This is a genomic window from Streptococcus caballi DSM 19004 (assembly GCF_000379985.1).
GTDB lineage: Bacteria > Bacillota > Bacilli > Lactobacillales > Streptococcaceae > Streptococcus > Streptococcus caballi.
Map to the genome: position 1 here is coordinate 21,134 of NZ_KB904068.1, position 23,361 is coordinate 44,494.

The window sequence follows — 23,361 nt, forward strand, 5'->3', positions numbered from 1 at the left end:
TAGGCTACTATTTCTTGTATAATAATAGTCTAAGTCATTTTAAGGAGACTATTATGAAAAAGCATTACTTATCAAAAAGCGCTCTTTTGCTATCGCTGATAGCAGCATCCGGTGCAACTGGACTTGTTTACGCCGACGAAAGCCCCGCTGCAACACCGACAGCCACTGTTCAAAAAACTGCTGCAACGACTGAGGTGGCAATTCAAAATCAAGCAGCGACAGCTACACCCACTGGATCTACTCCTAAAGCCACTGTAGAGGCTTCAACTAATACGACTGCAACAACTAGTGCTACTGAAATAACTGCTATCCAGACTAATCAGCCTCTTTCAGTTTCTGAAACAAGCAACGGCTCCACGCAGGCCCTGCCTGAGACTAGCACTGAACCTAATGCCTCCGCTCAACCAACTCCAACAGGCAATTCAACAACCACTACTACTGTAAATGACAGCTCTGCTATGTCCAAGACAGCGACTGCCCCTCAAAACCTTGCCGATACTTCTGCTCCAAGCCTTCCTACTGAGGGACAGAGCATTGAACTCCGTATCCTGTCTACGACAGATCTCCACACCAACCTCGTCAACTATGATTATTATCAAGATAAGCCGTCACAAACCGTTGGGCTAGCTAAAACAGCTCTGCTGATTGAGGATGCTAAGAAAGAAAACGGCAATACTATCCTTGTTGACAGCGGAGACACCATCCAAGGCACACCTTTTGGTACCTACGAGGCCTTGATCAATCCTGTCAAGGAAGGTCAGACTCACCCTATGTATAAGGCCTTTGAAAAACTGGGTTACGATGCAGAAACACTGGGCAATCACGAGTTCAATTATGGGCTTGACTTCCTTAACCGCATGGTCAACACTGCTGGTCTACCAATTGTCAATGCTAATGTCCGCGATGCCAAAACGGGCGACTACTATTTCACACCTTATAAAATTATTGAGAAACCCTTTGCTGATACCAAAGGACAACCCATCACAATCAAAGTTGGTATCACAGGTGTCCTGCCACCTCAAATCATGGTCTGGGACAAGGCCAATCTTGAAGGCAAGGTGACCGTGGATGACCCTGTTAAGTCTGTTGAAAAATTAGTCCCTGTCATGAAAAATGCTGGCGCTGATATTATTTTAGCCTTGGCTCACTCTGGTATCGGAGATGACGAATACCAATCTGGTGAAGAAAATGAAGGGTATTTCTTGGCTGGCATTGGTGGTGTGGACGCTGTCGCAACAGGGCATTCCCATGCTAATTTCCCAAATGGAGACGGCAGCAGCTTTTATGCCAAATACAAGGGGGTTGACGATATCAACGGTCTCATAAATGGCAAACCTGTTGTCATGGCTGGTAAATTCGGTGACCATCTCGGTATCATGGACATGACCTTAACTTACAAGGAAAACAAGTGGCAAGTCATCAAGAGCAAGTCTCAACTGCGCAAGATTGATAGTAAATCTGATGCTGCCGACCAAGAGCTGATTGACCTCGTCAAAGACGAACACCAAGGAACTATCAGTTATGTTCGTCAAGAGGTCGGCCAAACTACTGCTCCTATCAACAGTTACTTTGCACAGATCTTGGATGATCCATCCATTCAGATTGTCAATAACGCTCAAGTCTGGTATGCCAAACAACAACTGGCTGGGACAGCCGACGCCAACCTGCCAATCATCTCTGCAGCTGCACCATTTAAGGCAGGAACACGCGGCGATGCCACCTACTACACTGATATTCCAGCAGGGCCTTTGGCCATCAAGAATGTCGCTGACCTCTACCTTTATGATAACGTCACAGCCCTTATCAAATTAACTGGCGCCCAAATCAAGGAGTGGTTGGAAATGTCTGCTGGTCAGTTCAACCAAATTGATCCTAACAGCAAAGCACCTCAACAATTAATCAACAGCAACTATCGTTCTTACAACTACGACGTGCTAGATGGCCTGACTTATCAATTTGACATCACACAGCCTAATAAGTATGACTTTGAAGGTAAATTAGTCAATCCTGATGCCAGTCGGGTTCGTAACCTGCAGTATCAAGGCAAGGCTATCGATCCCAATCAGACCTTCATCGTAGTCAGCAACAACTACCGCGCAACTGGTAATTTCCCTGGTGTTCGAGATGCAGCCGAAAAACGCCTGCTCAACCTTGAAAATCGTCAAGTTATCATTGATTACATCGTCAGTGAAAAGATCATCAACCCATCTGCTGATGGCAACTGGAGCTTTACCGATAATAGCTTGAAAGGTTTGGATATTCGCTTCCTTTCCTCAGAAAGTGCTCAAAAATACCTGGCTGGTCAAAGCAATATCAAATTCCTTGGCTCGTCTAGCTCAGAAGGTTTTGGAGAATATCAACTGCTTTACACAGAAAAATCAGCCAATCTTGCTGAAAAAACTGAAGCCCCTATTAACACAGAAAAACAAAGTCAGTCAAGTAACATTTACAACCTAGTAGCCAAAGCTTATGCTCAAACCCAAGCGGCAACTACCACTCAAACAGCCATTGCTTGGTCAAGACAAGCTAGCACTAGCCATACTAACAAGGCGTCTGCTCTTCCAAATACTAGCTCAACTGACTCATCCGTTCTTAGCTTCCTAGGCTTCTCTCTGCTTGGTCTGGCAGGCTTCTTTACTAGAAAAATCAAACACTAATAAGCTTACAACTCCTAAACGGTGTGAACACTTCACATCGTTTTTTTGTCTTGTCCATCCCCACATATTGTGTTAAAATTGGTGTACATTCACAATATTTAGTAAAAGGAGACTATCGTGTCCCAATTAACCATTGTTTATATCAGCCTTAGTGGAAATACGCAGAGCTTTGTCAGACGATTATCCGACTATCTCAAGCTCAATCATGACATGACAACGCGCCAGATTAACATTAAAGAGCTTGACCACCAGACCTTCCCCGTAGAAGAACCCTTTGTCGCTATTCTGCCAACTTATTTAGAAGGGGGAAATGGCATTGACGACGGTGATGTGGAAATTCTAACTAATCCACTAGGCGACTTCATTGCAGCCCATGACAACTACAAACACTGCTTTGGCATCATTGGCTCTGGCAACCGCAACTTCAATAACCAATATTGCCTGACAGCCAAACAATACGCCAAACGCTTCGGATTTCCTATGATTGGCGACTTTGAACTGCGTGGTACAAGCAGCGACATTGAGCGGCTGGCAGCTGTCATCTTGGAGACACAAGAAGCCTTCGCAACGAAAATATCTTGAGCCCTACCATTCCTCCGAAAAAGACTAAAAAAGAAAAGAGTGTTTGTTAACATGACCAAACTCATCCTTATCCGAGGCAATGCGGCCTCTGGCAAGACAAGTCTTGCTACTGTCCTTCAAGCTGAACTAGGGGAAAACACTCTTCTACTCTCTCAGGACAATATTCGCCGTACTATGTTGGCTGCCCATGATGGTCCCGACATACCAACCATCCCCCTCCTTAGGAATCTTCTCATCTATGGAAAGACGCACTGCGACTACCTTATCCTAGAGGGCATCCTACGCGCTGATTGGTATACTCCCATCTGGGAGATGATAACAGATCTATTTGGCAGTAAGAATACCTACGCTTATTACTACGATCTCCCCTTTGAAGATACCCTGCGCCGCCATAGCAGCAGAGCAAAAAGTCAAGAATTTGGAGAGAAATCACTCAGACGCTGGTGGAATGACAACGACTACTTGACCCACTTTTCCGAAAAGAAAATTGCAACCACTAGTAGCCTATCAGACAGCCTAGAAACCATTTTGCAAGACATCAAACAATAAACATCTGACGACTAGCCAAACACAAAATCGTACCAGTCAATATCTGCTAAGGGAGATTCACTTACTTAAAAAAAAACAGCCATCTGTAAAATCAGACGGTTGTTTTTACTTGTAAAAGTCGCATCTGCCCTGAGCAACGACTCGTTTTGGAAATTATTTGAGCGTCTGCTTTGGGTAATGACTGTTTTTCAAATGCATGAAGACGCCTACCAAAGCAAGTGACAAGGTTGCAAATTAACCAGCAAAAGCCAATCATGTCATTTAAAAATCGCTTTAGAGCAGTTCTTGGAATAGGGGGCATAAGCGATTTTTGTTTTCTCTTCTTTAAATTATCATGGTTGGGTCAAACTTTGTGCTAGTATCCAAGGATTAGAAGTCAAGCTCAACAGCTAAGCCAAAATGATCACTGACAATTGGAGCATCTCCACCGTCAAAAACGACTTTGGACGATTTTACTGGGAGGTCTGGACTGGTGAAAACATGATCAACCTTCAAAGATTGCTTGTTACCTTCCCAACCATCAATGTCTTCAATAATTGTATGGTCACCAGAAACATATTCAGCAACTTTGTGACTGTCCTGTAAGCCTAGAGGACTTTTGCTGATGATCTCATAACCTTCTAGGTCGGTTGGATTGTTAAAATCACCCATGAGAACCAAGGGTTTTGGCAGATTAGTTAGAGCAGTCTCCAGCTTTTGCCATTCAGCCTCAAACCCCTTGCCAAACCAAGACATGTGGAGACTAACCACCGTCAGATTCTTCCCCTCAACCTCAGTCTGGGCAGCGAGGACATGCCTAGTGTGAAAATCCGTCTCATCATCCACATCCGAAATCAAGATTTCCTGAGACTTCAAAGGCGCCTTAGACAGGATAGCCACACCCTCTTGATACTTGTCATAGCCGATATGGTTGTAGGCCCAAGACCAGTAATAGTGGCGCCCCTGACTTTTCAGATAGGTGACCAATTGCAGAGCAAAATTATCACGATGGATGGTCGGCGTACCAGGAATTTCCACATAGCCGTCCACTTCTTTTGCAGGCAGGCTGCGCATTTCCTGGTTTACCTCCTGTAAGCAGATGACATCGTAATTTTCATTGTAGATATGTTCAGCCACATCAAATAATTTCTTCAATGAATTGGCTTCAAGCCATGAATGGGTATTTAGTGTTAAAAATTTAGCCATTTTTTCTCCTCATCTTCAAAGAAAATTAGGGCTCAGTGACACGAGATGTTCAACTCTTCTTATTAAAAGCCCTTTATAATGAATAAGGGCTGAGAGCCTAGACTCCCAACTCCTTATCTTTTTATAGTTTAACGAAGAACTTCTTAAAGTTCAACCTTGGCAACAGCTGTTTTGGCTGCCACTTGACCAGTTTTTTCTAAGTTAACTGATTTAATGCTGTCAGCATTTGTGAAGACTACGATAACAGATGTTTCTTTACCGGCTGCTTTAATAGCATCTAAGTCAGCAACGACTGCCAAGTCACCAGCTTTCACGGCTTGACCTTCTGAAATTTTCACATCAAATGGTTTGCCTTCAAGTGATACAGTATCCAAACCAATGTGAACAAGGACTTCCAGACCACTATCAGTTAAAAGGCCGAAAGCATGTTTAGTTGGGAAGATGCTTGTTACTTTAGCATCAACTGGAATATAGATGTTGCCGTTTGTTGGTTCAACAGCGAAGCCATCCCCCATCATCTTTTGAGCAAAGACAGGGTCTTTAACAGCAGTCACATCAATAACTTCACCATCAGCAACAGATTCAATCGTTTCTGTTACACCTTTGTAAGTAACTGCATGAGCAGTCACAGTTCCACCAGTTTCAACATTGATGACTGGGATAACTGCACCAGAATCAAGTAAGTCTTGAATGTCTGATTTGAGGACATCAGCCTTAGGTCCATAGATAGCCTGTACGCCAGAGCCTTTCACAACAAGCCCCATTGCGCCAGCTTTTTTCCATGAAGATTCATCACCAACGTGCGCTGGATCTTTAACAGTCACACGAAGACGTGTCATACATGCATCCACATCAACGATGTTATCACGTCCACCAAGAAGGTTGATAACTTGAACAACTTGCGTATTAGCATCTGCTGCTGCACCAGGAGTACCTGCAGGAGCAGATGAATCTGTATCAGCATCTTCATTATCATAGTTACCATTACGTCCTGCTGTTGCAAGGTTAAATTTCTTAATCATGAAGTTAGCAATGAAGTACATGATAAAGCCAAAGAGAACTGTAACCCAGACAAAGTTAAGGACATCACCACCAAGGCCTGCTTTTATAGCCATTGGAGTACGTGTTAAGAATTCGATATTACCAAATGAGTGAACACGAAGGTGAACAAGGTCAGCCATTGCAAAAGCACAACCTTGAACAACAGCATAAACAAGATAAAGTGGAAGGGCAGCAAACATGAACATATATTCAATTGGTTCAGTAACACCAGTCAAGAATGTTGCAACAGCTGCAGAAATGAACATTGATTTGTATTTTGGTTTCTTGTCTTCGTCAACGTTGCGGTACATCGCGTAAGTCAGACCCATCAAGATACCTGAGGAACCAATCATTTGACCGACTTTGAAACGAGCTGGTGTAACGCTTGTAAGAAGGTGTTGGTATTGTGAAGGATGAGCGCCTTTAAGATTAATCAAGTCAGTAACCCAAGCCAGCCAAAGTGGATCTTGTCCAAGAACTTGAGTTCCTTTAGTAGCTCCAGTAAGAACAGTGTAAGTACCACCCAGTTGTGTGTAGTTCATTGGGATTGTCAACATGTGGTGAAGACCGAATGGCAAAAGCAAACGTTCCATGGTACCATAAACAAATGGTGCTAAGATTGGCGCAGTGTCTTGTGAGTTAGCGATCCACATACCAAAGCCGTTAATACCAGATTGGATAAGTGGCCAAACAATTGACATGATGAGAGCGACGACTGTTGTACGAACGATAACGACAAATGGTACGAAACGTTTACCATTGAAGAATGACAGGGCATCTGGGAGTTTGCGGTAGTTGTAGTATTTATTGTAGGCTGTGGCACCGATGAAACCAGCGATAATACCAACGAATACCCCCATATTAAGAGCAGGTTGACCAAGAACATTGATGAAGTAGTCTGCTACGAGCATTTTACCACCAAAAACATTGTGAACAACACTCTTACCATCAGCGATCATATCCAATTTAACACCGTAGAAGTGACCTGTAATCAAGTTCAAGGTGATAAATGAAATACCTGCGGCAAAAGCACCACCAGCACGTTCCTTAGCCCAGCTACCACCGATAGCCAAAGCGAAGAGGATGTGCAAGTTGTTAATGACACCCCAACCGATTTGAGCAATGATGTTACCAACGGTTCCTAAAATAGCTGAATTCGGTGCAATCAATGGAATAGAGTTCCCAATTGACACCATCAAACCTGCGGCTGGCATAACCGCGATGACCACCATGAGCGCTTTACCGAATTTTTGCCAAAATTCGAAGCTCGTTAAGTTCTTAAACGCCTTCTTCATAAGACATCTCCTTAATCTTTTGAAATTTACGCAAACGTTTGCGCTTCATGCTTTAATTATAACACGATTTTCTGTTTTGTAAAGCGGTTTCTTTCAAAAAAATAAAAAATTCAAAAAAAGAATCGAAGCTAACGAAGCTAGATTCTTGGACTTGTTTCACGTTGGATAATTTGATGGGGAATAATAACTGTATTCTCCGGGCTAGCACTTAATTGATCAGCTAGGGCAAGCCTGGCCGCGGCCTCCCCCAACTGATAAGGGAAGATTTCCACTGAAGTCAGCGGCGGATTGGCAATCTCAGTGATGAATGAATTATTAAACCCAACCAATCCCATCTCTTTCACAGGAAGGTTGACCTGCTTCAGCAATCGCTGAATATGAATAGCTAGGACATCATCACTGGCGACAAAGGCCTGCACATCGGGATGTTCTTCCAAGAAATCAGCTAGGGCTTGACTATTCTTATCATCTCCTTCAGACAATTTCAGAATACTAGCTGACTTGCCTTGCTCTGCCATGCTAACACTGAAACCATTGTAGCGTTCGGATTGCACCAGCTCATCAAGATCTGTATAAGCAAAGCAAATGTGATTATAGCCCTTATCAATCAAGAAGGAAGCAACATCCTTGCCAGCCTGATAGTTGTTGTTATCCACATAGCGAATACGTGGGCTGGGAGCATCAAAGGCCTGACCGACAACAAGACAAGACACAGAGCTCTGCTCTTTGGCAAACTCAAAGGCTAGATCACCTTTCTTGGAATAGAGAAAAATCAGCTTAGTAACGTTTCCACTGCGAATCAGTGTCTGAGCATTCTTCCTCAACTCTTCATCACTGTGACCTGTCACCAAACTAACCATATACTCATTTTCACTACAGACGCTAGAAATACCTTGGATAATTTGCATGAAAAAAGGGTTGTAACCCAATGAGTTTTGATTTTCCCTGACTGGCAAGACAATACCTACAGTATTTGACTTGCGATTGACTAAGTTTTGTGCCGAATAGTTAGGCGAATAGTCTAGCTCTACCATTGCCTTGCGGACACGCTCCTTGGTTGCTTCGCTAATCATCTCGCTATCATGCATGGCTCTCGAAGCCGTTGAGGTGGAAACACCTGCTAACTTTGCTACATCTTTAATTGTTGCCATAACGCTCTTTCTAATTTATTAACTTCCTTTAGGATAATGTTTTAAAAGGTATATGTCAACTCCTTCGAAAGATAAAAGTGAGGTCGAAACAGTTGTCCCACCTCAGCTTCTTTTTACTTCATCAATTCCAGCGCAAAGCTGATGCTGCTTAGGGCAAATAGCGGAGCCGTTTCTGTCCGCATAATACGCGGACCAAGTCCAACTGTGACAGCCCCGGCCTTCTCAAAGGCTTGAATTTCCGCTGGTGAAAGACCACCCTCTGGACCGAAGATGAAGAGCAGCTTTTGTCCTTTTTCGACCGTCCCCAGCTCACGCGCCAGAGCTGCGCTTTCTCCCTCTTTAGCCGATTCTTCGTAGGCAACCAAGATTTTATCAAAATGTGTCAGCTGGGCCAAAAAATCAGGCTTTTTCTCAAAGAGTTTGACCTGCGGAATGATATTGCGTTTGGATTGTTCGGCTGCGCCTTGGGCAATCTTAGCCAGTTTATCAGCCTTTTTACTTAACTTTTTGCTGTCCCATTTGGCCACTGACCAGTCAGCTGGAAAGGCCCATAGAGCTGATGCTCCCAGTTCGGTTGTCTTTTGCGCTAGAAATTCTAATTTATCCCCTTTAGGAAAGCCTGAGGCAATGGTGACTTGGACAGGCATTTCCACATCATCTGACAGGGTTTCTGTCAGCTCAAAAGTGTGGGCTGCGCTGTCTGTGACTTTTGCCAAATGCTTGACCCCATCATCAAAAACCAGCACTACTTTATCGTCTTTAGACAAGCGCATGACCTGAAACATGTGCTTAAGGATATCCTTATCGGTGATAGTGACGGTATTTTCTGCTTTGCCATTTACAAAATACTGCTGCATTTATCCTCCAATCACACCTGAAATATCGTCTGTTTTCTTGAAAATGCAGGCGTTCCACTCGCCCTGAATCATGTGAGTTTCGAGGAAAAAGCCTGCGTCCTCAGCTGATTTGCGAACCATATCCCATTTCTCAGAAATAATACCTGACATGATGAGGTACCCCTCGTCCTTGACCAGACGGTAGGCATCCTCCGTCAGATTAATCAAAATGTCTGCCAAAATATTGGCCACGATGACATCTACCTTGATGTCAACACCCTTGAGCAGGTCACCCGCTGCCACATGAATATTCTCTGTCCCAGCGTTGAGGTCAATATTCTCCTGAGCCACACGCACCGCCACATCATCAAGGTCATAAGCGTAAATGTCCTTGGCTCCCAGAAGAGAGCTAGCAATGGACAGCACTCCTGAGCCAGTCCCCACATCAAGAACGGTCTCACCGCCGCGTAAAACTTGCTCCAAGGCGAAAAGACTCATTTTGGTGGTCGGATGGGTACCCGTGCCAAAAGCCATACCAGGATCCAGTTTGATAATTTTCTCACCTGCTCGAGCCTCATAATCGGTCCAGCTAGGCACAATGGTCAAATCGTGCGTGATACGAGCAGGTTCATAGTATTTCTTCCAGTTTTCAGCCCAGTCTTCCTCAACCAATTCCTGTGTGGTCAACTCTACCTGACCTGTCTGTAGACCAAAATCACTCAACTCTGCCATGCGTTCATTGACCTGTCTCGTAATGGCTGTCATATCCGCTGTTTCAGGGTAGTAGGCTGTGATAGTGACCATTTCCACCTGCTCTACTTCTGGGAAAAGTTCGCCATACTTGCCAACTTGACCAAGATAATCCGCACTGTCATCAATGGCCACCCCTTGGCTGCCGCATTCAATTAAAATATTAGAGGCCGCTTCTTCCGCCTCACGATTGACTGTGATGGTTAGTTCTTGCCATGCGTTCATGTTGTTTTTCCTTTGCTTTCTTCTTTTAGACAGTTGCTTCCGTTCGCTTACTTCATCGCGAGCTGTACTGCTTATCATTTACTGCCAAGCTTTTTAGTCATGTAAACCATATCCATACCTTCTTGCTCTGGCTTAATATGGGTTTTATGGTAGCCACATTTTTCATAAAAATTGACCATGGGTTCTTCCTGAAAGACCGTGCACAAATCCCACTGACGCACCGTGGCTAATTCTTTCTCCAGCAGGCGCATACCTTCAGAACCGTAGCCTTTTCGCTGGTATTGCGGTAGAATGGCTGCTGTTCCGAGCCAAGCTTCGGTTTGCTCATCGTTGGTTTGCGCTCGAAGAAAGCCAACAATCTCCTCACCGTCTTTGACAAAGTAATAAAAACTATTGGGACGTTCCAGCAGTTTCCATCGAATACGCTCCTCATCTTCCATATAAGGGTCATATTCATCGTGGTATTTATCGTAAACCACCTTAAAGCTAGCGCGTTGAATGCTAATAATAGTCTCCAAATCCTCTGCTTGTGCCTGTTCAAGCCTAATCATCCTTTTTCCTCCAAATAGTCTCTCAATCGTTCCTGCAATTGCGGAATGACCTGATTTTCTGTCAGAAAGCCAGCTACAGACATCAGTTTGTAAGTCTGACCCTCATCACCCAGCACAATGTTGTCAAAATCTGCTTTACTAATATGACCAACCATAAAAACAGACAACTTGTCAGGCTTGATCATGCCTTGATAGGTTTTTACCCAGTCGATATTGTCCTTGGTTAAGGTCAGGTTCAACTCCTCCATGGTCTCACGCGCCAAGCATTCAAAAGGTGTTTCATTATTTTCACGACCACCGCCAGGCAAGTCCCAGTAACCAGCGTAAGGTAGACCTGGAAAATCATCTCTCAAACTGGTCACTATCTGTCCCTCACAAAAGAGAGCAATCTTGCTACCTGAAAAGTCAAAGATGTCGTCTAATAACTCCATATGTTACCTCACTAACGCGTGTAAAAGTTAGTCCACTCATCAATACCTCGGATAAGGGTAAAACTCAGTCTCTTTCAACTCTGCTCTGCCATTTTCAAAGGCTTGCGCATCCCAGTCAAGCCCGAAGTCTGTAGCTGTCTCGTCAGTTAGGAAGTCCATGAGGTCATCAAGTCCATGAGTAGCGACGTCGTTGAGGGTTTGGGCAAAGTAAGCGAGAAACTCACGTGAGAGGCCCTTTTTAGGCTCGTAAGGGATGGTCACCAGATAGTCGTCCGCATCAAACGTGGACTTGGCTGGATTGTAGAAAAGCACATAGTCCTCAAAAACAATATCCTCGCTTGAAACCTCTCCTGTGTCATCAATGGTTTCCACACTGCCAGCATTTTGCGCTTCAAGGATAAAGGTCAGTTCCACCGCATGGTTCTTCTTGTCCCAATCCATTGCATAATCAAAGCTAAAGTGCTTGTCCATTTCTTCTTCTAACACGGATAAAAAGCCAAATTTTGCCATAATCATTCCTTTTCTGAAAGTCATTTACCTTATTATAACATGATTTCCTTATCAAAATGTGAATTTTTAAATGAGAGAGCCGCTCGCTAGAAAGAATAACGAACATTTGACATTAGAGAGACACTCACCAAAAGGAATGTTAAAAGGGAGGAACTAAATCGCGGCGATTCAGTTAGCATTTGATAAAAGTGAAGCAAAATCGCCACGCGCAAGGCTTAGTTTTCTCAAAAGTTGACCAAATCTTGACGATTTTAGAAGAATAACGAACATTTTTCTTAAATCCTCCGAGATTTAGAGTAAATTTTGAAAAAGACAGACTTGATCTCCGCGATTAAACAAGAATACCGAACATTCCTTTCCAGTTTACCGCTCTAAAACCTATAGCAGGAGCAAGAGAGAAGGAAAATCCCCCTGACCAGCGGCTTTTATGCTACAATGACAGTAAGATATTCACAAAAAAGGAGGAATGACAATGATTCGACCAATGGAACTGGCTGATATTGACCAAGTCGTAGCTTTGGAAAACACGGTCTGGACCAGTCACAACACACCAGCCACTCTCCCTGTTGCTTCGCGTGATAAAATCATTCAATGCTTTGAAGATAACACCCACTTTCTCATCGCCCAAGAGGATGACCAGATTGTCGGTGTGCTAGATTATCACCCCTACTATCCCTTTACCAACGGACGCCATGTGGTGACTTTTGGCATTGCCATAGAAAATGGCTGGCGCAGAAAAGGTATCGGCCAGCAGCTCTGGCAAGCTTTCTTAGAAGAGATCAAGGGAGATTACCGAAAAGTAGTCATCCATGTCCTATCTAGCAATCAAGAAGCCCTGTCCTTTTACCAAAAACTCGGCTTTAGACAGGAAGGCTGCCTTAAAAAGCAGTTTTTCCTAGACGACCATTACGCCGATGACCTCATCTACAGCTATGATTTGGAGGATAACTATGCCACATAATCTCGCACTTCGTATGCGCCCAAAGACCATTGACCAAGTCATCGGTCAGCAGCATCTGGTCGGTGAAGGCAAGATTATCCGCCGTATGGTGGAAGCCAACATGCTCTCATCTATGATACTCTATGGCCCTCCAGGAATCGGGAAGACCTCCATCGCTTCTGCTATCGCAGGAACGACTAAGTTCGCTTTTCGTACCTTCAACGCTACGACCGACAGCAAAAAGCGCCTGCAGGAAATTGCCGAAGAAGCCAAGTTTTCAGGCGGTCTCGTTCTTCTTTTGGACGAAATTCATCGTCTGGACAAGACCAAGCAAGATTTTCTCCTACCTCTGCTGGAAAATGGCAATATTATCATGATTGGCGCGACTACTGAAAATCCTTTTTTCTCCGTCACACCTGCCATTCGCTCACGCGTTCAGATTTTTGAGCTGGAGCCACTGTCAAATAAGGACATCAAGAAAGCTCTGCAAGTGGCTCTGACTGATAAGGAACGTGGCTTTGACTTTGAGGTACAGCTAGATGATGGGGCCCTTGATTTTATCGCGACAGCCACCAATGGTGATTTGCGCTCCGCCTTTAATTCACTGGATTTGGCAGTCATGTCCACCCAGCCAGATAAAACTGGCAGCCGCCATATTAGTCTAGATACCGTTGAAAACAGCTTGCAGCGCAGCTACATTACCATGGACAAAGACGGAGATGCCCACTATGATGTCCTCTCCGCCCTGCAAAAATCCATTCGTGGCTCTGATGTCAATGCTAGCCTCCACTATGCTGCGCGTCTGGTCGAAGCGGGTGATCTGCCTAGTCTGGCACGACGCCTAACCGTTATCGCCTACGAAGACATTGGCCTTGCCAACCCCGACGCTCAGATTCACACGGTGACGGCTCTTGATGCTGCTCAGCGCATTGGCTTTCCTGAAGCCCGTATCCTCATTGCCAATGTTGTCATTGATTTGGCGCTCTCACCCAAGTCTAATTCTGCCTATGTCGCTATGGATAAGGCTATCGCAGACCTTCATAAGAGTGGGACGCTGCCTATTCCTCGCCATCTTCGTGATGGCCATTACAAGGGCAGTAAAGAACTGGGCAATGCCCAAGACTATCTCTACCCACATAACTACCCAGAGAAATGGGTCAAACAGCAATATTTACCAGATAAGTTAGTCGGCACTAACTACTTCGAGCCCAACGAAACAGGAAAATATGAACGCGCGCTAGGTGCCAACAAAGACTGTATTGACAAGCTTTCTCGCTAGTTAGTCGAAACCGTTTGCGGAAAATTATCGTTTTCCTCTTGAAATTTTTTCAAAAAATGGTATTATAAGAGTACGGAAAAAACATTGCTGTGGCATACGAATTCACATCTAAGTGTTGACCGACTGTTATTTTGTATTTTCGGGAAACAAAAGTCTTTCTCCAGTATGCATGCCGTTTCACGCGGAAGCGACTTTAGGAGAAGCGAGTTGCCCACCTGCTTAAGTGTGCGGGTTCAATACAAAACGTGAATCATCGGTGCCAATACAGCTTCTTGCCTCCTTAGCTCAGTTGGTAGAGCAGTGGACTCTTAATCCATGGGTCACAGGTTCGAGCCCTGTAGGGGGCATTTATTGTAGCAAAAAAGCCTGAACTATCAGGCTTTTTTGCTACTCTCATGCAAATTTGTTATTCTCTGCTCCTTTATATCTTTACTTTTGTATCAATCACTTACTTTGACTGTTCATCCACTGGAAGATATCATCATACTCTACTCCATTGACAGTTGCTTTGCTAGCACCTCCCTGAGTCGGATTGGTCGCAACCATCCCCAAGAGCCCTGAATAGGAAGCTGTATTGGCCGTACTTTGAACACCTCTGACCTGATCATTAAATAAATAAACCCAAGACCAGTGACCATCATACTCTACTCCAGGCATATCTGTTCCGACAACTGTCTCATAATAGGAGAGCCATTTGTTGCTTGCTCCCCTGTCAATCATCGCCTTGTAAAATGGCAAGACACTGTTATCAACAGGTATTGTCTGGTCAGAACGGCTATGAATGAACCACATTGGTTGATTTTTCAAAGCATTAAAAGCATTATAAGTAGCATCATCAATAGTATAAGTGTAGTCATTGCCAGCCCAAGTAGCTTGGTAAGAATAGTTAGCAGAAATTGGCACCAAGGCTGCAAAGTAATTCGGATAACGTTTCCCCATATCGACAACCATGCCACCTCCATTTGAAGCACCAACTAGATAAATACGATTAGCATCAATATCAGGGTGACTAGACACATAGGACTGAATAGTTGACATCAAGGCTGCTTCATTAGATTCCCCGCCCCAATAAGTAGGAGCTTGAGGAACCAGAACATAAGCTCCTGTCAGGCCACTGTTACCCGTCGCTGTAAAGTAACATTGAATCTGATCCTTAGTCAAGTTGGCAACATTATTAGCTAAGAGTGGAAAATTAATATCCGTTCCTGCTTCTCCAATACCATGCAGCCAAACAATCAAGGGGCGCTTGCCACCTTCTCCTTGAGGACGATAGGCCGCATAAGATAGACCACTTGTTCCTCTTTCTGAAAATCGCTCTGCATCCGGTAATATAAGATTGTTAATAGCTTCTTGTTCTGAATTAATAGTCTGATCCTGACCAAAAGCAGAGACCTTGATATTTTCAACTTTAACGTTATAACTTCCTACCCATCGGTTGCGATAAGCTGCTAAATCAAAACTAAATGGAGAAGCTACATCCTTGCCAACTTCCAACACTAAACTAAGATAACGGCTTTTAGAATAATTGATAGGATTTCCTTGTGCATCTGACAGATAAGCATCCGTCACTGTCCGCTCAACTCCTGCTGTCGTTACCTTGCTATCAGAATTGAAGTCTACTGCCCCTACTGAACGATTTAACTCCAAGACAACCTTAGAAACCCCTGGTCCAAATTCATAATTATTAATCACAAGGCTAGTTTTAGAAACTACTGGCGCTTGTTCACCGTACCCAAAATAGTTATTTGCTCTGGCCTCACTCCCTATCAAAAGAAAAATCAGCCCTAGCAGCATAAGCAAAAGACATTTCAACCATTTACTAGACATATCCTAACTCCTCTCAATTAAAACCTTGGTTAGCAGTGAGCATTCAAACACTACTCACTAGCCGAAACTTTTTCGTCTGCTACAATGATATACACTCCTCCTTTTTTAGAGGTGATTTTACAGGATAAGGATTACAAAACATCACTCGGTTCTATTAGAAAAATATTATATTTAGTTAATTTTGTATGACTATTTTGCTGCATATAAGTATTTTCTTTGGGGTCAAATAACCGACCAAGTCCAAACCAAGCAAAAAAGGCTAGAAAAATCTAGCCTTCTTAGGAAACACTTCAGATAAGCTGTCACAAAATAACAAAGTAAAATTTCTGAAAGGAATTTATAGATTTTTAAGAGGGGGAAAGTGCTTCACTTATATTATTCGGAAAGAAAATCAAAAGTTGATATTTTTTAAATATTTTCCAAATTTATGATTGGCTGAGACTAGTCTGCAACATTAAACCATGTTCTCTGCCTCTCACTTTATCTATTCGAAAGAGCCTCTCGAACTTTCCATATTTTTTAAAATTTCTATCGAAACAAATAAACCCTGCGTTTAGCAAGGTTTATTTTCTCTATTCATCGTATTATTTAACAACAATATTAACTAGTTTGTTAGGTACTGCAATAATTTTCACGACGTCTTTGCCTTCAATCTCAGCTTTCACTTTATCATTTGAAAGGGCAATTTCTTGTAATGCATCACGAGAAAGGTCTTTAGCTACCATGAGTTTGGCACGAACCTTGCCCTTAATTTGAACAACAATTTCGACTTCGTTTTCAACCAATTTGGACTCATCCCAGCTTGGCCATGCCACGTAGGAAATGGACTCACCAGAGGCTGTTAATTCTTGCCAAAGTTCTTCTGCTAGGTGTGGTGCAAATGGTGCCAGCAATTGTACAAATCCTTTAGCATAGTCAGCAAAGAGCTTATCTTCTTTGTTAGCAGCATTGACAAAAATCATGAGCTGAGAAATAGCTGTATTGAACTTCATTTGGTCTAATTGCTCTGTAACGGATTTAACTGTTTCGTTGTAGACCTTGTCCAAAGCTCCGCTATTTTCCGCAACAATCTCTTTAGAAGTAATGAGGCGATAAACGCGGTCGAGGAACTTACGTGAACCTTCGAGACCTTCTTCGCTCCATGCGATGGAAGCATCAAGTGGTCCCATGAACATTTCGTAAACTCGGAGTGTGTCGGCACCATACTGCTCAACCACATCATCTGGGTTAACAACATTTTTAAGAGATTTAGACATCTTGGCTGGCGCTTGTTCAAGTTCTTCACCTGTTTCGATATTAAAGAATGAACCATCGCGTTTTTCAACCTTGTCAGTTGCTATAAGCGCCCCACGGCTGTCGCGGTAGCTTGTGCCCAAAATCATCCCTTGGTTAAAGAGTTTTTGGAATGGTTCTTTAGTCGGTACCACACCGAGGTCATAGAGGAATTTGTGCCAGAAACGTGCATAAAGCAAGTGAAGAACAGCGTGCTCTGCACCACCCACATAAATATCAACTGGCAACCATTGTTTAAGCAGCTCTTCATCAGCTAATTTTTCGTCATTGTGTGGATCAATGTAGCGCAGGAAATACCAGCTTGAACCCGCCCATTGTGGCATAGTATTTGTCTCACGACGTCCTTTGACACCATCCTCGCGAGTGACTTCAAGCCAATCTGTCAAGTTAGCAAGTGGTGACTCACCGGTTCCTGAAGGCTTGATGTCTTTTGTCACTGGCAATACAAGCGGTAATTCGCTCTCAGGTACCGCAGTTGATGTCCCATCCCCCCAATGGATAATTGGAATTGGCTCACCCCAATAACGTTGACGGCTGAAGAGCCAGTCCCGCAGACGGTAATTAACTTGTTTCTTACCAAAGCCATTTTCTTCAAGGAAGGCCACCATCTTGTCAATGGCTTCTTCTTTGTTGAGACCGTCAAGGAAGTCAGAGTTGATGTGAAGACCGTCTTCTGTATAAGCCTCCTCTTCGACATTTCCACCTTCAAGAACTGGAATAATATCGAGACCGAATTGCTTAGCAAATTCCCAGTCACGCGTATCGTGGGCAGGAACAGCCATGATAGCACCAGTACCGTAGCTTGCCAGAACATAATCAGAAATCCAGATTGGAATCTCGCGACCATTAACAGGGTTGATGGCGTAAGCGCCAGTCCAAACACCTGTTTTTTCCTTGGCAAGGTCAGTACGAGCTAAGTCAGACTTAAGGCTGGCTTGGCGTTTGTAGTCAGCAACAACTGCTGCCTGCTCTGAGCTTGTAATGGCGTCCACCAAGTCGTGTTCAGGAGCCATAACAGCGTATGTCGCACCGAATAGCGTATCAGGACGAGTGGTAAAGACGGTGAAATCTTTATCCGTACCGGCCACTTTGAAAGTCACATGTGCACCAGTTGATTTACCAATCCAGTTGCGCTGCATATCTTTGATAGACTCTGGCCAATCAAGGTCATCTAAGTCTTCAAGCAAACGTTCTGCGTAGGCTGTGATTTTAAGCATCCATTGGCGCATAGGCTTGCGGACAACAGGGTAGCCGCCACGTTCAGATGTTCCATCTGGCAGCACTTCTTCGTTGGCGATGGCCGTACCCAATTCTTCGACCCAGTTTACAGGGACTTCAGCTTCGTAGGCTAGGCCTTTTTCATAAAGTTTGGTGAAAATCCACTGCGTCCATTTGTAATAGTTAGGGTCAGTTGTATTGACTTCACGATCCCAATCGTAAGAGAAACCAAGTGAATTGATTTGACGTTTGAAGGTCGCAATGTTTTTAGCTGTAAATTCGGCTGGATCATTCCCAGTGTCCATAGCGTATTGTTCGGCAGGTAGGCCAAAAGCATCCCAACCCATTGGATGCAGGACATTGTAGCCTTGCGCACGTTTGAAACGGCTGAGGATATCTGTTGCGGTATAGCCTTCTGGGTGCCCAACGTGAAGCCCAGCCCCAGATGGATAAGGGAACATGTCTAGGGCATAAAATTTAGGTTTTGAGGCATCGGTTCCAGTCTTGAAAGTCTTATTTTCAGCCCAGAAAGCCTGCCATTTCTTTTCAATAGCTTTGTGATTGTAGTAAACCATAATGTTCAGTCTTCTCCAAAATATAGTGTTGGTAATATTATAGCATTTTCAAGGGGGTTTTAAAACCTGAAATCAAAAGCGAATCAGATTTTAGGACTTGTTGGCGACATCCTTAAACTGTTTGAGAAAATGCTCAACCGAGTCAGGCAATTTATCTGACGAGTGATTAACTGGAATCTCGTCCACAAGCTGACTTTCCTCGCCATCCTCATCAACTTCGGTATAAATGTCTCTGTAAACGTAGCCTGACTTAGTTTTAACCAAGGTAGGCTCTTTTTGATAGACTAGATTTTCTGCGTTGTCAATGTATTTCTTGAAAATTTCCTTCTTCTCAACTGCCTTAACCGATTTAAACTGGACCGTGACTGACTTGGTCATGCGAAAATAATACTTGTCCCCCTTCTTTTTATAGGTACCCTCGTAGAAGGTCTGTTCAGGGTAAACATCATCTGGGTAATTGTCCAAGCGCTCTTCTTCCAACTCGTCCTCATCTTCATAGTCGCTGTTATCCAGCAGAACAACCCAGCGATTGCCCTCCAATAATTTAAAATCATAGTTACTCGCATAGGTCTGATTGAGTTCAAGCTGGCTGACTGGCTGCTCCTCATACCATTGCCAGCCAAAATAGCCTCCTCCAACAATCAAAACCAGGCCAACTAAGACCAAGCTAAGACGCAGTTTCTTCTTTTTCATGACGTCTCCTCTCCACAAGTTTCTTGTAAGCCCTGATAACCTTCTTGACCCGTTTGAATCGACTCAGCCCTTTCTGTGCGTAATAGCCCTCACTATTAAAATAGCTATTTTCCCAACGTTTGTGCGGACGAGTAAAACGCGAATCCTTGATTCTATTAGGTGCCTTAAAGGCTGCACCATAATTTTGCGTGACTGCTTTTCTAAATTGAGGGTCATGCCTCAAGGCAGGGTAAACATCTAGATGGCGGTGCAGTTTGTTGTTTTTATTGGCATAGTTAAAGCTGGCACCGTTAATAATTCCATTTTCATTGGTCCCTTCAGGATCCAGTTCATTAACGAAATGCCCTGCTTCATCTAAGATAAACTCAGTATAAAAGCTCATGACGATTTTGAAATTAGCCTGATTCTTGCTATCAGGATAAATCCGTTTGAGATTGGAGAAGGACTGTCCCTTGATGGCCATTTTATTGTGCAAACGAGAAGATTCCCCAAAATTATAGTCATAATAATAGTCTGACTTATCGACACCAATCTTTTCCAGGATTCCATTCATCTCGTCCATATCCTTCATATAGTAAGAGAGAGCCTGGGCATCAGTCATCTCAGTTTTCCGATATGCATCGCGAACCCACTGAGCCTGCTGGGCCGAAATGACGTAGCGCAGCTGATGAACCTGCCGCTGCAAACTTCCCTCCTGCGCCAAGCTGCGCTTGGGAAAAGCTGCTTGCACAACCTCAGATAATTTACCCCAGAAATCAGCATTAGGCTCTAAGTCATCTGAAAAATGGCTAATAAGCTTGACCGTTTCCTCCTTGCTGCCTGAAAGTTCACTAGGCATCCCTACCGTCTTGACCGTGATGCCAAGTAAGTGCCTTGCCTTTTTCTGATTGATCTGGCTCCCATCAATACTCCACATTTGTTGAAAGGCTTCGCTACCAAAAGATTGAATAGCCTCAAAGCGCTCTTTGAAGGTCTGAGAAAGCTTGCTGCTAGCAACTTTAGCGGAAGGCTTTTTAAGATATACCTTGCAAATGGCCTCTTGACTCCAACCAAGATCCTGCAAGCTCTTAACCTGACTTTTCAAAAGCTGAGCGAGAAGTTGCTTGTCTCCTTCTGACTGAGTCTGCTTAAAAGTGCCTACATAGCTCTGATAATCTGCTGGCAATTTCTTTTGACTAGCGCTAACCCTTGTCTGAAAAACAAGTAGCATCAAAAGAATCACCCCTAAACCATACTTCTTCATGTTTCTATTGTAACAAAAAGACTGACCATTCCCAATCCTAAGTAACTTGATTGGGCCGGTAAAAGAAAGTATAGTCATTTGAATTAACTTTGATACATCGTCACTTTCGTCTTGCCGTACTCTAGTACAGCCTGCGCCTCAGTTCCTTGTCTGAAAGCTAATTCATTCGACTATAAAAAGAATATCCTCCATAGGCTATCCTTCTACAATCAACACTGAAACAAAAGCTAAAGCAAAAAAATGCAGTCTAACTTAGTAAGATTGCATTTTTCTTCTTATTTCTTCAAATAGTCCTTCAAGTCATTCATGACTTCGCGTCCATCTGCTAAGCCAATATTATAAATTTCATCGAACTTGTCAGGGTTCTTCTCTAGGCGACCAATTTCCAGAGCTTGGCTGGGGCGGATGGCAAAGAGCTGCTCTTTTTGCTCCAAATCAATGACGTGCTCCAGAGCTCTATTGTAGTGGAGATAGCGTTTAGAAGCAACCTCAACAAACTTAGGGTACTTGCGGTAGAGGAGTTTGTAAAGACGACCACTGGATGGCTTTTTGCGATAATCCAAGGGACGGGTCAGGATGACAATAAGCTTGTCAAAGCCCAGACTGCGCGCAAAATCAACAGGGATACTATCTGACAGACCGCCATCTAAGTACTTTTTGCCCTCATATTCCACGATTTTAGCCGCTACAGGCAAGGCAGAGCTGGCACGAAAGGCTTCCATCTGGTCAAAGACATTGTTAATTTTGAGATAGTCTGGCTTTCCAGTCTCAATATCAGTCGCCACAGCGTAGAAATCTACTCCCGCTTCTTCAAAGGCCTCCTCATCAAAGATATCCAGTTTCATAGGGATTTCGTAGTAGGTGAAGTCTCTATTGACTACATTTCCCGTCTTAAGCCAAGAACGCAGCCCCATATAGTTAGGGTAGGAAATGTATTTCTTATTGTAGCGCAAAGCACGGCCACGCTGGCCAGACACATAATTGACCCCAAAGAGAGCTCCAGCCGACACTGAAACTATACCGTCAACCTTAATTCCCGCATCTAAAAAAGCATCTAAAACGCCAGCCGTATAAAGCCCACGCATGCCGCCACCTTCTAAGACCAAACCAACAGACATAAGTATCCCTCTTTTCTAATGATGTTACTGATTATAACAAAAAATGAGAAAAATTGTCAGTCTTTGATTTGAGGATAGACTATATCACGCCACCTCTGTCAACTACGACACCGAATCACAAAATAGGTCGTGAAAGGACATGGATGTTATGAAGCATCTAATGAATAATGCCTTCTAAAGTCCGCATTACTCAAAGAACTATCAAACAGTTTTTAAATGCCAATGACTATCAAAAAAAACACTTTCTTTTGAAAACGGTCCTCTCAGTTTTGATTAAATTCGGTAATAAGGATGGTCGTCTGCACTGGCATCTTGACCCCTTGTCAGTGAGTCTTGACTAGTGACACCACCAGTTCTTGGAGTGGCAACATAGGCAGGAATAGCAGTGATATTAGCACTTCCCGCTGACTCATTTGGATTATAGACCGTACCAAAGAAGGCATTGCCTGTCACACCATTGGAGGAAATCTGATAAGTTCCTGTTAGGGATGTCGCAGTGACTGACCCATCTGCTGAGATAGTCACAAAATCCCCTAAATCATTTGTCCAAGTCCCAGCAATGGCAGAGAAAGCACCTGCAGCGGCTGCATGACATCAAGACCACTAGTGGTAGCCGCATGAGAAGTCTGACCTGCTTGAGCAACTGTAGAATCTGACCACATAGTGGGGTGAGAAGAGCAGACTTTCTTTGGCAGACTTGTCATCCAGCTGGTTCTTGCGCAGTTTGAGGATTTGATTGAGTGAGTTCAACACCTGATCACGCGTGCGTTGATTATAGACAAAACCACGCACATTCATCTCTTGCAAAGTAGCATGCGGCAACCAGCGCAGCCAGTCCCACTCTGTCTTTTCCTCCTCTGGCATGATGGTAATGAATTGCACATCATGATAAGAGTGGAAGAAAGCTAGCTGATTCACCATGAGTTGCAGTTGCTCGATGACCAAGGGACGAGGTCCGATGTAACCAACAGGACCATGTGCTAGATTAGCAACGATGGGCATCTGATCAATGGTGCGATTTTGTGTATAAAGTTGATAGCCCTCAGCTTCCAGAGGATCGGTCTGCCCACTGCGCTCTGTTTGAGAATAGCAGTGAACTGATCAAAGAATACGATTTAACNCCCTCAACCTTTGATAAGTGGATCAGACAGGCAAGAACGACTGGCTCATTTAAAACTGTCGATAATCTGACAGATGAACAACGTGAGTTGATAGAACTCAGAAAACGCAATAAAGAACTGGAAATGCAATTAGATATCCTAAAGCAAGCGGCGGTGATTATGGCACGAAAAGAGAAGTAATCACCGCTAACAANGACAAATACAGCATCTCAGCCATGTGTCGCTGGTTGAACCTTCCACGTTCTAGCTATTACTATAAGGCTGTTAAACCAGTATCTGAAGCAGAACTTG

At 43.8% G+C, this 23,361-nt stretch carries 18 protein-coding genes, 1 tRNA gene and 3 pseudogenes; 7 read left to right on the forward strand and 15 right to left on the reverse strand.

Annotated features, from left to right (window positions below):
* The first annotated feature begins 53 nt into the window (after nucleotides 1-53).
* The 3 genes from A3GS_RS0103205 to A3GS_RS0103215 all read left to right on the forward strand — a co-directional run bounded on the left by A3GS_RS0103205 (nucleotide 54) and on the right by A3GS_RS0103215 (nucleotide 3,788).
* On the forward strand, nucleotides 54-2,657 hold the full coding sequence (locus tag A3GS_RS0103205) for a bifunctional 2',3'-cyclic-nucleotide 2'-phosphodiesterase/3'-nucleotidase (protein ID WP_018363979.1): 2,604 nt from the start codon (nucleotides 54-56) through the stop codon (nucleotides 2,655-2,657).
* Nucleotides 2,658-2,774: 117 nt separating this feature from the next.
* A complete protein-coding gene (nrdI, locus tag A3GS_RS0103210; protein WP_018363980.1) occupies nucleotides 2,775-3,239 on the forward strand; it encodes a class Ib ribonucleoside-diphosphate reductase assembly flavoprotein NrdI in 465 nt (154 codons plus the stop codon).
* 51 nt (nucleotides 3,240-3,290) lie between these two features.
* Entirely contained in the window at nucleotides 3,291-3,788 is a 498-nt protein-coding gene (locus A3GS_RS0103215) for a P-loop NTPase family protein (RefSeq protein WP_018363981.1), read from the forward strand.
* A 369-nt stretch (nucleotides 3,789-4,157) separates the two neighbouring features.
* On the opposite strand, the gene A3GS_RS0103220 is transcribed toward A3GS_RS0103215, so the two are convergent.
* The 8 genes from A3GS_RS0103220 to A3GS_RS0103255 form a co-directional block, all read right to left on the reverse strand.
* On the reverse strand, nucleotides 4,158-4,973 hold the full coding sequence (locus A3GS_RS0103220) for an endonuclease/exonuclease/phosphatase family protein (RefSeq protein ID WP_018363982.1): 816 nt from the start codon (nucleotides 4,971-4,973) through the stop codon (nucleotides 4,158-4,160).
* 143 nt (nucleotides 4,974-5,116) lie between these two features.
* Nucleotides 5,117-7,309: a PTS transporter subunit IIBC gene (locus A3GS_RS0103225; protein ID WP_018363983.1), complete on the reverse strand. Its 2,193-nt coding sequence runs from the start codon at nucleotides 7,307-7,309 to the stop codon at nucleotides 5,117-5,119.
* Nucleotides 7,310-7,446: 137 nt separating this feature from the next.
* Complete coding sequence (locus A3GS_RS0103230; RefSeq protein ID WP_018363984.1) at nucleotides 7,447-8,460, reverse strand: LacI family DNA-binding transcriptional regulator; 1,014 nt, start codon at nucleotides 8,458-8,460, stop codon at nucleotides 7,447-7,449.
* A 113-nt stretch (nucleotides 8,461-8,573) separates the two neighbouring features.
* Nucleotides 8,574-9,317, reverse strand: coding sequence for a 16S rRNA (uracil(1498)-N(3))-methyltransferase (locus A3GS_RS0103235; RefSeq protein ID WP_018363985.1), 744 nt, complete (start codon nucleotides 9,315-9,317; stop codon nucleotides 8,574-8,576).
* On the reverse strand, nucleotides 9,318-10,271 hold the full coding sequence (gene prmA, locus A3GS_RS0103240) for a 50S ribosomal protein L11 methyltransferase (RefSeq protein WP_018363986.1): 954 nt from the start codon (nucleotides 10,269-10,271) through the stop codon (nucleotides 9,318-9,320). It abuts the gene before it with no gap.
* Nucleotides 10,272-10,345: 74 nt separating this feature from the next.
* On the reverse strand, nucleotides 10,346-10,822 hold the full coding sequence (locus A3GS_RS0103245) for a GNAT family N-acetyltransferase (protein ID WP_018363987.1): 477 nt from the start codon (nucleotides 10,820-10,822) through the stop codon (nucleotides 10,346-10,348).
* Entirely contained in the window at nucleotides 10,819-11,253 is a 435-nt protein-coding gene (locus A3GS_RS0103250) for an NUDIX hydrolase (protein WP_018363988.1), read from the reverse strand. Before A3GS_RS0103250 ends, A3GS_RS0103245 begins: the two co-directional genes overlap by 4 nt.
* 39 nt (nucleotides 11,254-11,292) lie before the next feature.
* Nucleotides 11,293-11,763 (reverse strand): DUF3013 family protein, encoded by a 471-nt coding sequence (locus tag A3GS_RS0103255; protein ID WP_018363989.1) that lies wholly within the window; start codon nucleotides 11,761-11,763, stop codon nucleotides 11,293-11,295.
* 472 nt (nucleotides 11,764-12,235) lie between these two features.
* Here A3GS_RS0103255 and A3GS_RS0103260 point away from each other — a divergent pair, with 472 nt between their 5' ends.
* The 3 genes from A3GS_RS0103260 to A3GS_RS0103270 all read left to right on the forward strand — a co-directional run bounded on the left by A3GS_RS0103260 (nucleotide 12,236) and on the right by A3GS_RS0103270 (nucleotide 14,329).
* Complete coding sequence (locus A3GS_RS0103260; RefSeq protein WP_018363990.1) at nucleotides 12,236-12,724, forward strand: GNAT family N-acetyltransferase; 489 nt, start codon at nucleotides 12,236-12,238, stop codon at nucleotides 12,722-12,724.
* Nucleotides 12,714-13,982, forward strand: a complete 1,269-nt coding sequence (locus A3GS_RS0103265; protein WP_018363991.1) for a replication-associated recombination protein A — start codon at nucleotides 12,714-12,716, stop codon at nucleotides 13,980-13,982. The genes A3GS_RS0103260 and A3GS_RS0103265 overlap by 11 nt, the downstream gene beginning before the upstream one ends.
* Nucleotides 13,983-14,256: 274 nt before the next feature.
* Nucleotides 14,257-14,329: transfer RNA gene (locus A3GS_RS0103270), tRNA-Lys, on the forward strand.
* A gap of 97 nt (nucleotides 14,330-14,426) precedes the next feature.
* On the opposite strand, the gene A3GS_RS0103275 is transcribed toward A3GS_RS0103270, so the two are convergent.
* From A3GS_RS0103275 to A3GS_RS0103305, 7 genes and pseudogenes are all read right to left on the reverse strand, one after another.
* A complete protein-coding gene (locus A3GS_RS0103275; RefSeq protein ID WP_018363992.1) occupies nucleotides 14,427-15,809 on the reverse strand; it encodes a PHB depolymerase family esterase in 1,383 nt (460 codons plus the stop codon).
* A 584-nt stretch (nucleotides 15,810-16,393) separates the two neighbouring features.
* Complete coding sequence (gene leuS / locus A3GS_RS0103280; RefSeq protein WP_018363993.1) at nucleotides 16,394-18,895, reverse strand: leucine--tRNA ligase; 2,502 nt, start codon at nucleotides 18,893-18,895, stop codon at nucleotides 16,394-16,396.
* Between the two features lie 90 nt (nucleotides 18,896-18,985).
* Nucleotides 18,986-19,588: a hypothetical protein gene (locus tag A3GS_RS0103285; protein WP_018363994.1), complete on the reverse strand. Its 603-nt coding sequence runs from the start codon at nucleotides 19,586-19,588 to the stop codon at nucleotides 18,986-18,988.
* Nucleotides 19,563-20,831 (reverse strand): DUF3114 domain-containing protein, encoded by a 1,269-nt coding sequence (locus A3GS_RS0103290; protein ID WP_018363995.1) that lies wholly within the window; start codon nucleotides 20,829-20,831, stop codon nucleotides 19,563-19,565. Before A3GS_RS0103290 ends, A3GS_RS0103285 begins: the two co-directional genes overlap by 26 nt.
* Nucleotides 20,832-21,106: 275 nt before the next feature.
* Nucleotides 21,107-21,949, reverse strand: a complete 843-nt coding sequence (locus tag A3GS_RS0103295; protein ID WP_018363996.1) for a patatin-like phospholipase family protein — start codon at nucleotides 21,947-21,949, stop codon at nucleotides 21,107-21,109.
* A gap of 273 nt (nucleotides 21,950-22,222) precedes the next feature.
* A pseudogene (locus tag A3GS_RS11425) lies at nucleotides 22,223-22,525 on the reverse strand (DUF6287 domain-containing protein); the annotation flags it as partial.
* A gap of 78 nt (nucleotides 22,526-22,603) precedes the next feature.
* Nucleotides 22,604-23,038 (reverse strand): annotated as a pseudogene (locus A3GS_RS0103305) (hypothetical protein); the annotation flags it as partial.
* 2 nt (nucleotides 23,039-23,040) lie between these two features.
* Between A3GS_RS0103305 and A3GS_RS0103310 the strand changes: the two are divergent.
* Nucleotides 23,041-23,361: pseudogene (locus A3GS_RS0103310) on the forward strand (IS3 family transposase); the annotation flags it as partial.